The organism is Blautia marasmi (assembly GCF_900258535.1).
Lineage (GTDB): Bacteria > Bacillota > Clostridia > Lachnospirales > Lachnospiraceae > Blautia > Blautia hominis.
The window spans coordinates 1,111,016-1,126,380 of record NZ_OIWX01000001.1 but is presented as its reverse complement, the minus strand read 5'-3'; the positions used below and the strand labels follow the sequence as shown (position 1 = coordinate 1,126,380).

Below are 15,365 nucleotides of genomic sequence, written 5' to 3'. Positions count from 1 at the left end.
GGAGATAATATAATTCAGACAAAAGGAGGGAGGCAATAAAAAGAGCTGAGGGAGCATCCTATAAAGGGGTATCAATTTTTTAATATTATAACTAATATAGTTGAAAGGATTATTTTTTATGAAAAAGATATTGTTAAATGGAGTAGACGGAAATTTTGGAAGCAGGTCAGCCCGTGTACTGCTGGAAAGATATCCTCATGAAGCTTTGATTTTTACGGCTCCAACAAAAAATGGTCTTGAAAAATACCAGGCAATGGGCATTGAAACCAGAATTGTCGATTTTAACAATGCGGAAAAACTGACGGAAGCATTTAAAGATGCGGATACAGTTATTCTGATCTCCATGCCATTCGTTGGACCGAAAAGAAGAGCGGCACATAAAATTGCAATTGATGCGGCTGTGGCGGCAGGTGTAAACAAACTGGTTTATACATCGATTGTAGGAGCCGGACATGAGGATATCAATGCTTACGAAGTAAACGATCATGTATGGACCGAAAGGTATATCAAAAAACAGCCCATCCATTATTTGATTCTTCGGGATTCCCAATATGCGGAAGCAATGGTCTCCACATTTGTGGAAGCAGTTGAAAATACAAACGGCATCATCCGCAATAACATGGGAGATGGGAAAATGGCATTTGTTTCGAGGGATGACTGTGCGCTTGCGGCGGCCTGTGCGGCAATGTCTGATTGGGAAGACCGAATTGTTGATATAAATGGAGCCGAGCTTCTGACAATTGCACAGTACATGGCAATCGCCTCGGAGGTTACGGGTAAAAAGACGGAATATCAATATATCAACGATGATGAGATGTATGAGTTTTTTGACTCCATCGGCGTTCCAAGGACAACGGAGGAAATGTGGGCGGATACGGCGAAGAACTTCCCATTTTGCTCAGATGGAATGGTGTCCTTTGGCAGGGCAATCCGTTTGAATCAAATGAGTACATTTACAGATGATTTTGAAAAGCTGACAGGGCAAAAGCCCATCACGGTAAGAGAAATGTTTGAAGATATGGAAAATCATTTAATCGGAACAAGAACATCTACAGATAATTAAAAACAGTAGGAGGACGAAAAATGGCAGAAATGATGAATCCGGCGCTGGAAGGCGCCACCTTAATGTTCCCACAGGGATCTTTTATTACGGCATATGCTTATACGGGCGTGGAGGATGAGATCAAGGCATATCAGACCAGCGCATGGATTGGAACGGCGCTTATGACATCCCCCATTTATGATGTGTACGGACCGGATGCCGTTAAATTAATGGGACAGGTCTGTACAAATGATTTTACCACGCTGGGAATGAACGGCATACGCCATGCCGTAATGTGCAATGAGAAAGGTCAGATTCTGACAGACGGCGTTGTAATCCGTATCGGAGAAGATCGTTACAGAACCTACTGGCTTGATCCAGTGATCTCTTATTATGTCAATACATCAGATCTGGATGTGCATGGCGAAAACATGAGCGGAAAGGAATATTTTATCCAGATTGACGGTGAAAAGTCCTTAGAGATTCTGGAAAACGCATTCCAGGCCAATCTTCACGACATCAAATTCGGCAGGCATAGAATCCAGGAGGTAAACGGAAAACAGGTACGCATCATCCGGCTTGGCATGTCCGGCAACCTTGCTTATGAAATTCACGGAGATATGGCGGATTATGTGGAGATCTACAATCTGGTATGGGCGGCAGGTGAAAAGCTGGGAGCAAGAAAGCTTGGGCTCCAGGCTTATAACATGTTTAACCATACGGAGGCCGGATTCCCGAATATCAATCTTCACTATCCGCTTCCGTGGCTGGAAACCAGCGAGAAAATGACAGAATATATGCGCACAGTGCCTCAGTTATCCATGTTCAATCTCAATCGAAGGCTTCTCGGAAGTGTAGGGGATGATCTTCAGGCTCGCTTTGTTACTCCCTATGATGTGGGATGGGATTTCCTGATTAAATACAATCATGACTTCATTGGAAAAGAAGCCCTCCTTGAAATGTCGAAAAAGCCCCAAAAAAAATGCGTAACCCTGGAATGGAACGCCAAGGATGTGGCAGAAGTCTTTGCAACCATGCTCAGCCCTGGGGAGGAACCCTGCGAGGATATTACCAAACCATCCGCTCTTGAATACTATTTCTGTGTCAGAGAGTTTGGTTTTGAGTACCGGGCGGATAAGGTGCTGGCTGCAGATAAGGAGATCGGGATCACAAGCGGAAAAATCATCTCTTATACCTATAACAGCATGATTTCTCTGGCCTTTATTTCCGCAGAATATGCCAAAGAAGGGACGGAGCTTGAAATACTCTGGGGAACGCCGGGAACCCGCCAGATGAAGGTTCGCGCAAAGGTTGCCAGATTCCCGTATAATCAGGATTATATCCGTAATGAAAAGCGGGATGTTTCGGATATACCTGTTTTTGAAAGATGAAACCGGAGATGATTACATAGGGAAAATAAAATTTATGTGTTCCCCTGCAGAGTTTTCAAGCTTTGCAGGGGATCTGCTGTTTAAGGGTTTATTCTTTTAACTTAATACATATATTTTCTTCTAGCTGGCTCTTTCATGTTTCGTGATCGACAGTTATGCGTAGAGTTCGTCCAGCAATCACACAGGCGCTCCAGATGGTTCGAGAAAGTAAAGCAAAAAACTTATTGAAAACAACAGATTTTTCCGCCTATCAAAGATTTTTTGGCAATTTGAAGTATTTTATTTGAACATTAATAATTCGAGCTATATCGTCTGTTTGTTGTAGACATGCATGGTCTGAATATTGCATTTTTATCAATGTCAGTAGGAACACTTATTCTTGTATTAATTGCAGTAATTGGTATACATGAGAAAACAAACTAAAACGGGATAATAAAGAGTGAGAACTTCCTATTTGTCGCACTGGCAAATACAGAAAATAGTATAAGATTCATCAACTGGCAGGTGGCTAAATCCTTAGCTGTCTGCCACTTTTTGTGCCTATAAACAGTGCATTCCTTAGGGGGCAAATGCCCCCCTTTTGAGCACCCTTGAAAAAATATGGTTAAATTGTATCAACCATCAGTGTCCAAACAAACCATTGCTCTTGTGGGTATTGCACGTATCGTGATAGCTGCTGTACATTGTCAAAGAGGTGGAATACTAAAAAAGCATTGTTGTAAGTACTAAAGATGAGAGAGTAGTTTATGCGTAAGCGCAAAGAGCATTTATAAGAAATAATAATCTGAAAGAATTACATATACTCTTACAGAAGCATTAGTTCTTATGTTAGGATACTATCTAAGGAAAGTACCCATGACAGGGTGTTAAGCGTCCGGGGACGCTTGTTTAGCGCCGACCGGAGCGTAGAGGCTCAAAGAATTAAATTAGCTAAATGTTTTGGTGCAAAGATTAAAGGGAAAAATTTATATATTTTAGATGAGCCGACAGCTGGAATTAACAGTTAGGATATTGAATTATTAGAAAAAATTTTGTTGAAATTAAATCAAGAAAATGAAACTGTATTAATTATTGAGCATAATATAGAATTCATTTCTCATGTAGCAGATTATCTTGTAGATGTAGGAAGAAATGCAGGAAATAAAGGTGGAGAGACTATGATTCAGGGAAAACCAATAGAAGTTGTTAGGAGCGTAGAATCATCATGGAATAGGTGAGTTGAAAAAGTAACTTCCGTTTTGCAGGGGTAAATTCCACTTGGAGTATCTTGGGTGAAATTTACTTTTGCTATAAAGTAAAATATACTATCCATAGGCGCGTTTTACTGATATAATTAAGATAAAACAGCAGGATTTTGATATTTTTGTGCATTAAGATCAGAAGTCGGATTTACTTGTCTTTGTTCGGAAGCTGTAAATTCCACCCCTGGGGAGAAGACTATGATGACTGTGCGCGATCACAAACTCCTGGCTGTTTTTTTATTTATTGTTGTTTAAAATTTTTGGTGTCAGGATGATCTCGTCTGCCGGGATCCTTTTTAAGCCAAATACATCTAATATCTTCTGCCCATACTGAAATGCAAAAACATCGTAAGGGCTTTTGTTTCCAAGATTTGGTCTTGTATAAGAATTGATGTGGCTCATCATGAGGCTTATCTGTTCCTGGGTATATTGACCGATGTCTATACCTTTGGGAATACAGCGGCGTATCATCTCATGGTTGTTTTCACAGCTGCCTTTCTGGGAAGGGACGCCTGGATCACAGTAGAACATACGGGTCCTTTGATTCCCCTGTCTGTCGTATTCGATCGCTGCAGGATTCGTGAATTCACCGCCATTGTCTGTCAGCAGCACTGGGAACAGATCAAGAAAGATATCAGGGCGGAGCTCCATATACAGTTTCTCAAATATATCAATGACAGACCGGGAATCATTGGCTGCGCGCAAGAAGGCGATCTGGAGTTCCTGCTGTACAAAGTGTATTGTGAGAAGGACAGCTCCGCCCTTTATACCTTCCACAGAATCGAGCTGTATCACAGGATAAAGCGGATTTTCAGCCATAAAAGCCTGATAGTCTTCAAAAGTGCGCCCGATCCGGCATGCTTTGTCTACCTTGAAGGGACTCTTTTTACCTTTTCTCGGACGCATCCGGACGATCCTGGGCATATCCAGGTTCCGGGCTGAAAAGAGGCCGTGCTTGACATAGGTATACAAGGTCCTTTCAGACAGCATAGTCTCATCCCCGTGATGGACCGCTATATGATGAAGAGATTGTCCATTGCGAAGAAGGGGAGAAATGATGCTGTCAAGATGGAGCAGTTCTTTTTCAGAGACTGCAAAACCGGACCGGGATTCTGACTTTAACATATCGTATTCTTTTTGTGCATGGGCAGCACGATAGAAAGATTTTTCTAAAGAGCAGCGTGAGCGTTCTCTGCAGGGATTGCAGACATAAGGAGGTTTTAGCAGCTCTTTACAGGGATAAGAGACATAAGAAAGACAATCTTCCATACATTTACCACAGGACCAGCAGGGCCTGTTCGATCTGGCAGTGCAATGAGAACAAGAAGAGTGTATCCTGCACTGGCGTTTGAAATTTATCAGACAGTCGTTAAAAGCTCTGCCCATGGAGCCTGTTTTTTGTTTGAGGATATGTTTACGGACCTCTTTGGAGATGGTAGTACAGTCTTTACCCAGAAGTACGGCAATCTGTTTAAATGTAGAACCTTTGTCAAGTTCCCCTTGAATGGTGATCCTGTTATCTAAAGTCATATGTTTATTTTTACTCATGAAAATTTCCTCCTATGATAAAGCCAGAAGAAGAAGTCATATTTGTAAGAACAGGATACCAGAAATTTCGGAAAGATTAAATTCCATATCCGAAATGAGTGAGGTTAGGAAGGAGTAAATTCCACTCCCGAACGGAATTTACTTTTTCAATTGAGATCATCATGGAATAATATAATAAATTGATTGACACCACATATGACACCATATATAATATAGATAGGAGGCATAACAAATGTCAAAATGGATAAAACGATAACATTTATATGCAATTTATCGAAAGACCTCCGGTTTGATGAGTTACGGAAGGTATTGGAAAGTTATGGATACGAAATGAATGTACCAAGAAGCGGAAGTAGCCATTATACTTTCAGAAAACAAGGGTGTATGCCAATTACAATACCAAAGCATGAACCAATCAAAAAAGTATATGTAGAAATGGTAAGGCAGATTGTAGAAAGCGAGGCGAAGAATGATGAAGACGCTGAACGATTATATGGCAATGTCCTATCGTATGGAAATTGTGGAAGACAAAGATGAAGGCGGATTTGTAGTTTCTTATCCGGATTTGCCTGGTTGCATTACTTGTGGTGAGACAGTGGAGAGTGCGGTAGCAAATGCGCTGGATGCAAAAAAAGCATGGATTGAAGCTGCACTAGAAGATGGTGTAGAGATTCATGAGCCAGACAGTCTGGAAGACTATTCTGGACAGTTTAAATTGAGAATTCCGAGAAGCCTGCACAGATCACTGGCAGAGCATTCTCAGAGAGAAGGAATCAGCATGAATCAGTATTGTGTGTACCTTCTTTCCAAAAATGATGCAGTGTTCTCAAAATAAATGTAGTCAAACTTATTTACACCATTTACAATAAGCTGGCAACAAATTGGCAACAGAAAATCAGCGAGTCAAAATAATATATGCAACAGAAATAAAATAACGGCAAAAAGGATATAAAACTTAAACAAATATATTTAATAATATCTTTGGACTTGCCGAGTTTGAATGATGTTGAGAGAAAAAGAGGGAGACACACATTTTCTTGATCCATCTCCCACTTTGATAATTCAGAGATGTGGTGAGGAGCAATGAGAAGTCCTGCGTTTGTAACGTGTTTGCAACACCACATTCCAAGAATCCAGTAAAATCAAGGCTTCAAAGTTCTGCAAACGATAATAAAGAACTTTATAAGAGAATTGTCAGAACCCTTGAAAATGCAGTATTTTCAAGGGTTCTTTTATATTTCGGATGGTCATAAAGCAATATAGAAAGATATGGAAATATGTGGGTAACTGACAGGTAACTAACACGTAAGTGACAAACAGAAAAAAGTTTTTATCATGTCTTATGTAAGACTGAGCATAAGACATAAAAAGATATTTAATGAAAAGAAATAAAGAATTGTATGAAATTGGATAATATGATAAAATTCGACTATGGAACAATCGTGTTACAGGGTGTGTTGACCTCATTCTAAAAGAATGGGGGTGATGCCTATGAAAAATCATTTTGATTTTAAGGATTTAATGACCTTCGGTCTTTTCCTTTTGGCATTACTTACATTCGTTTTTACGTTTTGTAAGTAGCTATACATAGCAAAAACCACCCTGATACTTGGTCGGTTCGGGTGGCTTTGCTATCTCATTAATCGGTCAACCACCTTGTGGGCGGTTGTTCCTTTTCTATCTATAATATAACATAAGGGTTCATTCAATTCAACACAAAATTGAGATATAAAGCAGCATCGGGTGCCGTAAGAAGCTGCGGGTAACTAACACGTAACTGACAGAAGGCTTGAGAATGCTTTATTTATGGGCGTTCGGAGTTATGCAAACGATAGGAAATTGGATATTCTATTGCATGGTAAACCCACAAACATCGTGTTTGTGGGTCAGACTGTAGACAATCGCCCTCTTTTTGGAGGCGGTTGTCTATTTTTAGTTTAACCTGTCCTTTCCAGATGGTATAATAGGATCATCAGGAAAGGCAGGTTTTTCTTTATGATGGGGAAAAAAGATAACGCAGAAAGAACACAGATGGAAATCGCAAGTCTGGAGGATCTTGTACCTAGAAACCATCTGGTACGGAAGCTGGATGAAGCAATTGACATGCGTTTTATATATGAGGAAGTGAAAGATTTATACAGTGATTTTGGACGTGAAAGTATCGATCCGGTTGTATTGATTAAAATTGCCATGATCCAGTACATTTTCGGGATCCCTTCCATGCGCAAAACAATTCGTGAAATTGAAGTGAATTTTGCTTACAGGTGGTATCTGGGCTATGGAATGCATGAGGAGATCCCTCATTTCTCCACCTTTGGCAAAAACTATTCCAGACGTTTCAAAGACACGGATCTGTTTGAGAAGATCTTCTCAAAGATACTGTCCGAGGTTGCAGCGAATGATTTTCTTGATACAGAAAGCCTGTTTATTGACGACACTCACATCAAAGACAGTGCCAATTCTCATAAATATCATAATGAGGTTATCCGAAAAGAAGCACGCAGTTATGAAAAGGAACTGCAGGAAGAAATCAAAAGGGATCGTCAGGAACACGGAAAGAAGCCACTGAAAGAAAAAGAAAAGGAACCGGAAATGATCACACAGAAGGTCAGCACCACTGACCCTGACCGCGGCTGGTTCCATAAAGGTGAGCATAAGCAGGTCTTTGCCTACGCTGCCAACACCTGCTGTGACAAGAATAATTATGTTTTGGATTTTGAAGTGACTGCGGGGAATTTCCATGACAGTGTCTTATTCTGATCTTTATACCGACGATTAAAACAGGATTGGAAATATGGGATCTACTATGTAATGGATGCAGGATATAAGATACCGTCAATCGCCCGCCAGCTGATAAAAGATGGAAAGACTCCGGTCATGCCATATAAAAGGCCTATGACTCAAGCTGGTTTTTTCACAAAATATGATTATGTATACGATGAATTCTTTGACTGCTATCTATGCCCGGATCACAAAGTGCTTCATTACACCACAACAAACCGTGAAGGGTATCGGGAGTATAAAAGTGACTGGCTTGTTTGCCAAAGCTGTCCTCACCGTGATCGTTGCACAAACAGTAAAGATTCCGTAAAAGTAATTACGCGTCATGTATGGGAAGACTACATGGAGCAGGTCGAAGAAATCCGTCATACAATCGGAATGAAAGAACGATACAAAAAACGCAAGGAAACTATAGAGAGAGTCTTTGCAGATGCAAAGGAAAAACACGGAATGAGATATACGCAGTACAGAGGTCTGGCTAAGATAAAAATGGAGCTAAACCTCTTATTTGGCTGCATGAATCTAAAGAAGCTGGCAATTTGGAAATGGCGGATAAAATGGGGAGCGAAATACCGCTCTTCATCATTGCAATTTTTCTTTTCCAGCATAAAATTTAGATTTGAAAACTGGAAATGGGCAAAAAAACGGTTCGCGGACATGATATCGCGAACCGTTTTGTCTACAGTCTGACCCACAAACATCGTGTTTGTGGGTTTTTTTAGGTATGACGGGCATGTCCGTGTTCTGTGGTGAAAGTCCACATAGGCGTAGCTACCGACGAACTTCATAGCGACTCTCAAGGTTTGCATCGTGAGGTGCAGGCGAGAAGAAGAGATAGCGAAATCGTAGCCCTACGGACAGAAACCTGATAATAAGGCGTTTATGGCGGGTAAATTGGCCTAAGACAATGAGGCCCCAAAGGTAGCCGTAACCCATAGGCGTAGATCAGGAGGGTAGACGAGGAAAGAACACAGACTTATCCCGTGAGGTCTCATAGGCGGTTCCATTAGCCGTAGTAACAACGAACTGTGAGAAGTCAGCAGAAGCCATAGTAGGCAAACTCTGAAAGCCAGAGATAAACCGAAGGGCTGAACAACGTAACCGTGCAGACGAATGTATGTACCTGTGAATGTCTGACAGGCGGATGTAGGCAAAACGTATAGGAGCCGTAAACGCACAACATAAGAATAATCACAGGGGGCGGAAAGGAGCGAAGCACACAAAGTATGTCAGAATTGTTGGAAAAGATACTGGACAAGAGGAACATGAACGAAGCGTATAAGAAAGTTTGTGCCAACAAAGGCGCAGGCGGCGTGGACGGCATGGAGATTGATGAACTCGACGGATATATCCGTGGGAACTGGGAAAGTATCAAAGAGCAAATCAGAAAAAGAAGTTACACACCCCAACCGGTAAGGCGGGTAGAGATACCCAAGTCTAACGGAAGTAAGCGGAAACTCGGAATACCGACAGTCATGGACAGGGTAATCCAGCAGGGGATAGCGCAGGTCATAAGCCCGATGTGTGAACCGCTGTTTTCAGAGAACAGTTATGGATTCCGTCCGAATCGAAGCTGTGAAATGGCAATCAGGGAAATGCTTGTATTCTTAAAAGAGGGATATGAGTGGATAGTGGACATTGACCTGGAGAAATTCTTTGACAATGTACCGCAGGATAAACTGATGAGCCTCGTACACAACATCATAAATGACGGAGACACGGAATCGCTGATACGAAAATACCTGAAAGCAGGCGTCATGATTCAGGGCAGATATGAAAAGACGGACAGAGGAACGCCGCAAGGCGGAAATCTGTCACCGCTGCTGTCAAACATCATGCTGAGTGAACTGGACAAAGAGTTGGAAAAGAGAGGACTGCGATTCGTAAGATATGCAGATGACTGTGTGATAGCAGTCAGAAGCGAAGCAAGCGCCAAACGTGTCATGTATTCCATTACAGACTGGATAGAGAGGAAACTCGCACTAAAGGTAAATGCGGAAAAGACGCATATCACAAGACCGGGCAAGCTGAAGTATCTGGGCTTTGGGTTTTACAAAGACCCAAAGGCAAAGGAATGGAAATGCAGACCGCACGGTGAATCCGTGGCAAAATTCAGACGAACACTAAAGAAACTGACAAACAGAAGCCAGAGCATGGCATTTGCGGAAAGGGTGCAGAAGCTGAACAGGGTAATCAGAGGGTGGATAAACTACTTTGCGTTAGGCTCAATGAAAACGGCAATGAACGACATAGACGCTCATTTGCGTACAAGGTTAAGAGTGATCATCTGGAAGCAATGGAAAGTACCGTCAAAACGGCAATGGGGATTGCAGAAGCTGGGAATAGGAAAAGACCTGGCAAGAGTGACAGCATACTGCGGTAACCGCTACCAATGGATAGTGACCAAAACGTGTGTAGTCAGGGCAATCTCAAAAGAAAAACTGTTACAGGCGGGGCTTGTAAGTTGCTATGACTATTACATGGAACGCCATGCTTTGAAGTTATGTTGTACCGCCGTATGCCGAACGGCATGTACGGTGGTGTGAGAGGGGGATTAAATTCCCCCTACTCGATGTGATAACTGTGGTAAACTTATATTGTCAAGTATATATAGTCAACTATATATGCTATAGAATGAAATGAGGAGGTAAATATAATGCCAGAAATATCGTTGTTTTATGGAATCAGAGTTACAATGTATTATGATCACCATAATCCTCCACATTTCTATGCGGAATATAATGGAAATAAGGCGATTATTGAAATTGATGCAGCAAGGTGTATAAAAGGCGCATTGCCATCCCGGCAACTTAAATTGATTTTAGCATGGTGTGTTTTACATCAGGATGAACTGATGCAGAATTGGGAATTATCAAAGGATGGAAAACCGATGAACCGAATCAATCCGTTAGTTTAAAAGTGAGGTGAATGTTATGTTTCCGAAGGTTGTGCAGGTAATACCAATGGAAAATTATTCGGTATATGTATACTTTGAAGACGGTAAAATCGTATGTTATGATATGACTCAAATGATTGAGAAAGAGGTATTTCGTCCATTGAAAGATATCACTGTTTTTAAAGAGGCCTGTACAGTGATGAATGATACATTGGCATGGGATATCGGTGGGAACCGAGATAATACGAAATGTTTGGATATTGACCCGGATACACTGTATGAATTACCGATGGCGGTGGAAAAGATAGCATAATATATGGTTTGGAGACAGTATGCGCACATATGAGCGTATATGGGTAACGAACACGTAACTGACAAACAGTTTAAAAATAGCGTAGTACGGCGTTCGGAGTTCTGCAAGCGTTAATCGAATTGTATATATGCGTGTATGGAAACCCACAAACATCAGATTTGTGGGTTTTTGATTTTTGCGAAAATCAATACAATTTATAGATTGTTATTGAGATACTCCATATGATAAAATGGACGCAAGGACAATCGTGTTGCAGGGTGAGTTGACTCCTATTCTTATAGAATGGGGGTAATGCTTATGAAAAATCATTTTGATTTTAAGGATATAATGACTTTTGGTCTGTTCCTTTTGGCATTACTTACATTCGTTTTTTCGTTTTGTAAGTAGTTCTACATAGCAAAACCGCCCTTGTACTTTGGCGAGTAAGGGCGGTTCTTTAACTAAACTTCTGGGTCAACCCCTTGTGGGCGGTTGTTCCTTTTCTATCTATAATATAACATAAGGGTTCATTTAATTCAACACAAAATTGAGATATAAAGCAGTATCAAATCGTAAGAAGAGGAATAGAATCAGTACGAATGGAGATATTTTTGGTTTCCATAGGCCATAATTCTATAAATATCATAATAAGCAGAAGAGACTACAGAAAGCAGCCTAAAAAGAAGAAGCAGTAATCTGTGGGGAAGGGGCTTTTTTCACAGCCCCTTTTGCATGTCTTCTATTGAACAGAATTCGCTGCTTCCGCCGCCGCAGCATCTGCCCGTTCATCCATAGTCGGTATTCTGTTCTTGCGGTCCCTGAAAACCTTTGAGGCCAGAAAGCCCAGAAACAGAAGAGAATTCACGATCAGCAGGAATACAACGTCATTCCAGGTGATTGTCTGGTTGGAGATTACTTCTGCTGAAAAGGTGCCTGTGGCAACCAGGGCCATATTGTTGTTTAAGTAATGGGCAATTACAACCACCCAAATATTATTTGTCTTCATATAGGCATAGGCAAAGAATACTCCCAATGTTACACAGGTAATGAGCTGGGAAGCTACACTGATAATTCCCATGGATGGGGAAGTATAGTAAAAGAAATTTAGGGGCAGATGCCAGAAGCCCCAGATAAGTCCCAGCAGTATAACACCTTTTCTCATACCGAATTTCTTCTGTAAAAGCGGCTGGAGATAATAGCGCCATCCGTATTCCTCGCCGAAGAATGCAGAGAAACTGAGGTAAAAGCTGGGTATGAAGGTAGCCATTACAATCCAGGCGGTTGGATTCTTGAAGATATCTGCAAAGTAGCCAATCTGGCCGCTGATGCCGTAAGAGACAGCCAGTCTGAGTATATACAGCGCCAGAAAGAGCAGAGACATAAGGAATGTCAGCTTCCATTTGCCGCCTTTCATGCCGTAAGCCTTGCGCCGCGCGGAACCTTCGATAAAATACAGGATCCACAGTACAAGGGAACCGCCTATCATCAGCCACTGGCTCATGATTGCCCAGATAGTGGAAGAGGAGAGAACACTTCCAATAGCAGCAACTACCAGCGCAGCAGTAAGCAGAATAAATCCAATAAAAAAGCGGCGCGGCAGCAAAGCATCTCCTTTTCGTGTGATCAATGCCGCCAGCATAACACCTGCCGCAGGATAATACATTTGGGCATTGGGAAATATGGAGAGGCTGGCACCTTTACTATATCCAAAGCCCATAAAAATTCCAAGAATAAATGGCAGCAAATAGGCAACTGCCAGAAAAATAATAATCTGTTTTTTGGTTTGTTCTTTCGTTTTCATTATCTTCTCCTCTTACATTTTATTTGTTGCCGTTACTCTAACACAGATAAGGAGAAGAATGATAAATGTTTCGTAAATGGTATAGAATGCTTCGCAAACGGAATCAAAATATCTGTTATGGCAGATTCAGTTTCGCCCTGCGGGATAGCAGGCAATGTTCCCCGTTGGTCAATTCTACAAAATTTTCTTTTAGATGAATCTTGTGAATATGCTCCCGGTTGACCAGATAACCACGGTGGCAGCGCCAGAATCCTTTTCCCAATTCTTCTTCGATAGCTGTAAGGCAGCCATAGAATTCTACGGTTTCGTTAAGCAGGCGCAGAAGCACCAGATGCTTTCTCCCGATTGCTTCCAAATAGAGAATCTGAGAAAGGGGGATATGCCGGATAGTATCTGCCATTTTCAGGGGGTAATAAGGTGTGTCCTCCTTTGGTTCAGCCAAAATCCGTTTCTCAGCGTTTGCAAGGCAGCTCTGGATCCGGCTTTTGATTCGATCCTCATCTCCTTTTACCACATAATCCATTGCTTCTAATTGATAGCGAAATGTTTCGGCGGCTAAGTCCTCATGTGCGGTGATAAAGATAATAAATCCCCGGGAGTCCAGACTGCGGATTTTACGGGCCAGTTCAAATCCGTTCATTGAGCCGGGAAAGTCAACGTCCAGAAAGTAGATGCCCCGGTGGCATTTACCGCTTATTTCCACCAGCAGTTCTTCCGGAGCTGTGAAAGTCTGTATGGGGCCCATGTCGTAAGCGGCAATCATGACCTGGTCCGAAACCAGCTTTTTCAACTGGGATAACAGCAAAGTTTCATCATCACATATGTAGATTGGTATCATCGGTGTTGCCTCCTTATTTCAGTATTCATTTAGCGGAATCCTGATTTCGTAATAGAACATATCATCTTTCAGATTCATGTTGGTAATGCAGCCGGGGTACTTCCGTGTGATTTTCCGAAGGCTCATCAGCCCAGTGCCGCGGCTGTCTCCTTTGGTTGTATAGTTGTCATGGCTCATTTTAACCAGATCAGGCTGTTCTGCATAGGAATTGGCAACAGCAGCAAGAAGCTGTGTCTCCGTCTGCAGCAATACCAGGCTGATACGTGGCTTTTTACTTATTTTCGCCGCCTCAAAGGCATTATCCAGCAAAATCCCCAGACTCCGCAGCAAGTCCTGCTGCTGCATCCCTTCTGAAACGACCGGGTAGAGAACTTCTACATTGGTCGAAATACCAGCCTGCTGCATTCGGGCAAGCTTGGAAGTTACCAGACTCCGAAGAGGCGGGAGCTGTATTCGATTAACCGCTTCCAGATTCTTTATCTCATCCCCCAGCCTTTCATCAAAATAGCTGCTGGTATTGCGCATAAAATCCTGAATCCCTTTCAGATCCCCATCTCTGGCCTGTAATGACATTCCAGCCATCAGATTAATGAAATCATGGCGGAAAGAGCGCATTTCCTGCTGAAGTTCTTCCAGCAGAGCCAGATGGGACTGCTGCTGGAGAATAATATTTTCCTGGGCTTTTACACGTTCCTTGTTGGCTTGATACATGGCTGTAAACTGAAGAAAAAACAGTGCCAGTGCAATCAGGGCAACGGAATAAGACGCGGTGAGCAGTGAAACCTTTTCCACTGGAAACAGCAGCCGGATTATGGTATAGATGTGCATCAGCAGCAGACTGATGATGAAAGTAATGGCTGCCCGGATGCGGTTTGTGAACAAAACCCCCAAGTAACCACTAAATTCTAACTTCCTCAGCAGCAATGCAATTGACAGAGAAGATATCATCATTATGGCATGAGGAATAACAGACACGATTATGCTGTACAGATAAATATTGTCCATTTCAGGAGTATAATTCGTAAATACTTCTTCTGCCAGAGAGCCAAGGGTGAAAACCACAAAATGTGCCAGCGCCGCAGCCGTAATCGTCCGAAGCACATTCTGCCGGTAAGTCCAGATGAGCAGAAATATCAGGATAACTACGTGAAGGGTATATAAGTAAATATTCCAACTGATGATAAAGGATTCATCATCAATTACACCCTGTATCAGAAGTTGATTGGCGACTATCTGGATTAAGTAATAAATGGTACAGAATAGTACGGCGTTCTTCTTGTGTATTTTTTCACCCAACATATGTACAGTCAGAACATATATGCCCAGAGAGTAGCAAGTCGACATAAAGAGAAGTGTACCCCAGACGAAAATAAAATCAAACATTTCTACTTCCTTTCGTTTGTCTTACGTTATGTAATAAGTAAACCACAGATAAACATGAAATAAAAGTGTATTTTTATCCAATGAAAACTTTTTTTGACGTAGGGGTGTGTTAGAATAAATTAAAAGAACAGAGAGAATTACAGGAATTTATT

12 protein-coding genes and 1 pseudogene are annotated in these 15,365 nt (G+C 41.8%); 9 read left to right on the top strand and 4 right to left on the bottom strand.

Features of this window, described 5'->3' with window-relative positions; all coding sequences use genetic code 11:
• Nucleotides 1-118 precede the first annotated feature (118 nt).
• The 3 genes from C6P39_RS05015 to C6P39_RS27405 all read left to right on the top strand — a co-directional run bounded on the left by C6P39_RS05015 (nucleotide 119) and on the right by C6P39_RS27405 (nucleotide 3,650).
• Nucleotides 119-1,063 carry an NmrA family NAD(P)-binding protein gene (locus C6P39_RS05015; protein WP_104803027.1) on the top strand — a complete coding sequence of 315 codons (945 nt, stop codon included), beginning with the start codon at nucleotides 119-121 and terminating at the stop codon, nucleotides 1,061-1,063.
• A gap of 20 nt (nucleotides 1,064-1,083) precedes the next feature.
• Entirely contained in the window at nucleotides 1,084-2,433 is a 1,350-nt protein-coding gene (locus C6P39_RS05010; protein ID WP_104803026.1) for an aminomethyltransferase family protein, read from the top strand.
• Nucleotides 2,434-3,467: 1,034 nt separating this feature from the next.
• Entirely contained in the window at nucleotides 3,468-3,650 is a 183-nt protein-coding gene (locus tag C6P39_RS27405; RefSeq protein WP_158661461.1) for a hypothetical protein, read from the top strand.
• A 261-nt stretch (nucleotides 3,651-3,911) separates the two neighbouring features.
• On the opposite strand, the gene C6P39_RS05005 is transcribed toward C6P39_RS27405, so the two are convergent.
• Nucleotides 3,912-5,222, bottom strand: coding sequence for an IS30 family transposase (locus C6P39_RS05005; protein WP_104803025.1), 1,311 nt, complete (start codon nucleotides 5,220-5,222; stop codon nucleotides 3,912-3,914).
• Nucleotides 5,223-5,462: 240 nt separating this feature from the next.
• Here C6P39_RS05005 and C6P39_RS28420 point away from each other — a divergent pair, with 240 nt between their 5' ends.
• The 6 genes and pseudogenes from C6P39_RS28420 to C6P39_RS04975 all read left to right on the top strand — a co-directional run bounded on the left by C6P39_RS28420 (nucleotide 5,463) and on the right by C6P39_RS04975 (nucleotide 11,212).
• The gene (locus tag C6P39_RS28420) at nucleotides 5,463-5,759 is read left to right on the top strand and encodes a type II toxin-antitoxin system HicA family toxin (protein ID WP_104803024.1); all 297 of its coding nucleotides are present in this window, start codon (nucleotides 5,463-5,465) and stop codon (nucleotides 5,757-5,759) included.
• Complete coding sequence (locus C6P39_RS04995) at nucleotides 5,695-6,057, top strand: type II toxin-antitoxin system HicB family antitoxin (protein ID WP_104803023.1); 363 nt, start codon at nucleotides 5,695-5,697, stop codon at nucleotides 6,055-6,057. The genes C6P39_RS28420 and C6P39_RS04995 overlap by 65 nt, the downstream gene beginning before the upstream one ends.
• 1,160 nt (nucleotides 6,058-7,217) lie before the next feature.
• A pseudogene (locus C6P39_RS04990) lies at nucleotides 7,218-8,693 on the top strand (IS1182 family transposase).
• A gap of 536 nt (nucleotides 8,694-9,229) precedes the next feature.
• A complete protein-coding gene (ltrA, locus tag C6P39_RS04985; protein ID WP_104803022.1) occupies nucleotides 9,230-10,549 on the top strand; it encodes a group II intron reverse transcriptase/maturase in 1,320 nt (439 codons plus the stop codon).
• 110 nt (nucleotides 10,550-10,659) lie between these two features.
• Nucleotides 10,660-10,920 (top strand): DUF4160 domain-containing protein, encoded by a 261-nt coding sequence (locus C6P39_RS04980; RefSeq protein WP_104803021.1) that lies wholly within the window; start codon nucleotides 10,660-10,662, stop codon nucleotides 10,918-10,920.
• A gap of 16 nt (nucleotides 10,921-10,936) precedes the next feature.
• On the top strand, nucleotides 10,937-11,212 hold the full coding sequence (locus C6P39_RS04975; protein WP_104803020.1) for a DUF2442 domain-containing protein: 276 nt from the start codon (nucleotides 10,937-10,939) through the stop codon (nucleotides 11,210-11,212).
• Nucleotides 11,213-11,930: 718 nt separating this feature from the next.
• On the opposite strand, the gene C6P39_RS04970 is transcribed toward C6P39_RS04975, so the two are convergent.
• The 3 genes from C6P39_RS04970 to C6P39_RS04960 form a co-directional block, all read right to left on the bottom strand.
• Nucleotides 11,931-12,992 (bottom strand): CPBP family intramembrane glutamic endopeptidase, encoded by a 1,062-nt coding sequence (locus C6P39_RS04970; RefSeq protein WP_104803019.1) that lies wholly within the window; start codon nucleotides 12,990-12,992, stop codon nucleotides 11,931-11,933.
• A gap of 115 nt (nucleotides 12,993-13,107) precedes the next feature.
• On the bottom strand, nucleotides 13,108-13,830 hold the full coding sequence (locus C6P39_RS04965; RefSeq protein ID WP_095176090.1) for a LytR/AlgR family response regulator transcription factor: 723 nt from the start codon (nucleotides 13,828-13,830) through the stop codon (nucleotides 13,108-13,110).
• An 18-nt stretch (nucleotides 13,831-13,848) separates the two neighbouring features.
• Nucleotides 13,849-15,213, bottom strand: coding sequence for a sensor histidine kinase (locus tag C6P39_RS04960; protein WP_104803018.1), 1,365 nt, complete (start codon nucleotides 15,211-15,213; stop codon nucleotides 13,849-13,851).
• Nucleotides 15,214-15,365 lie beyond the last annotated feature (152 nt).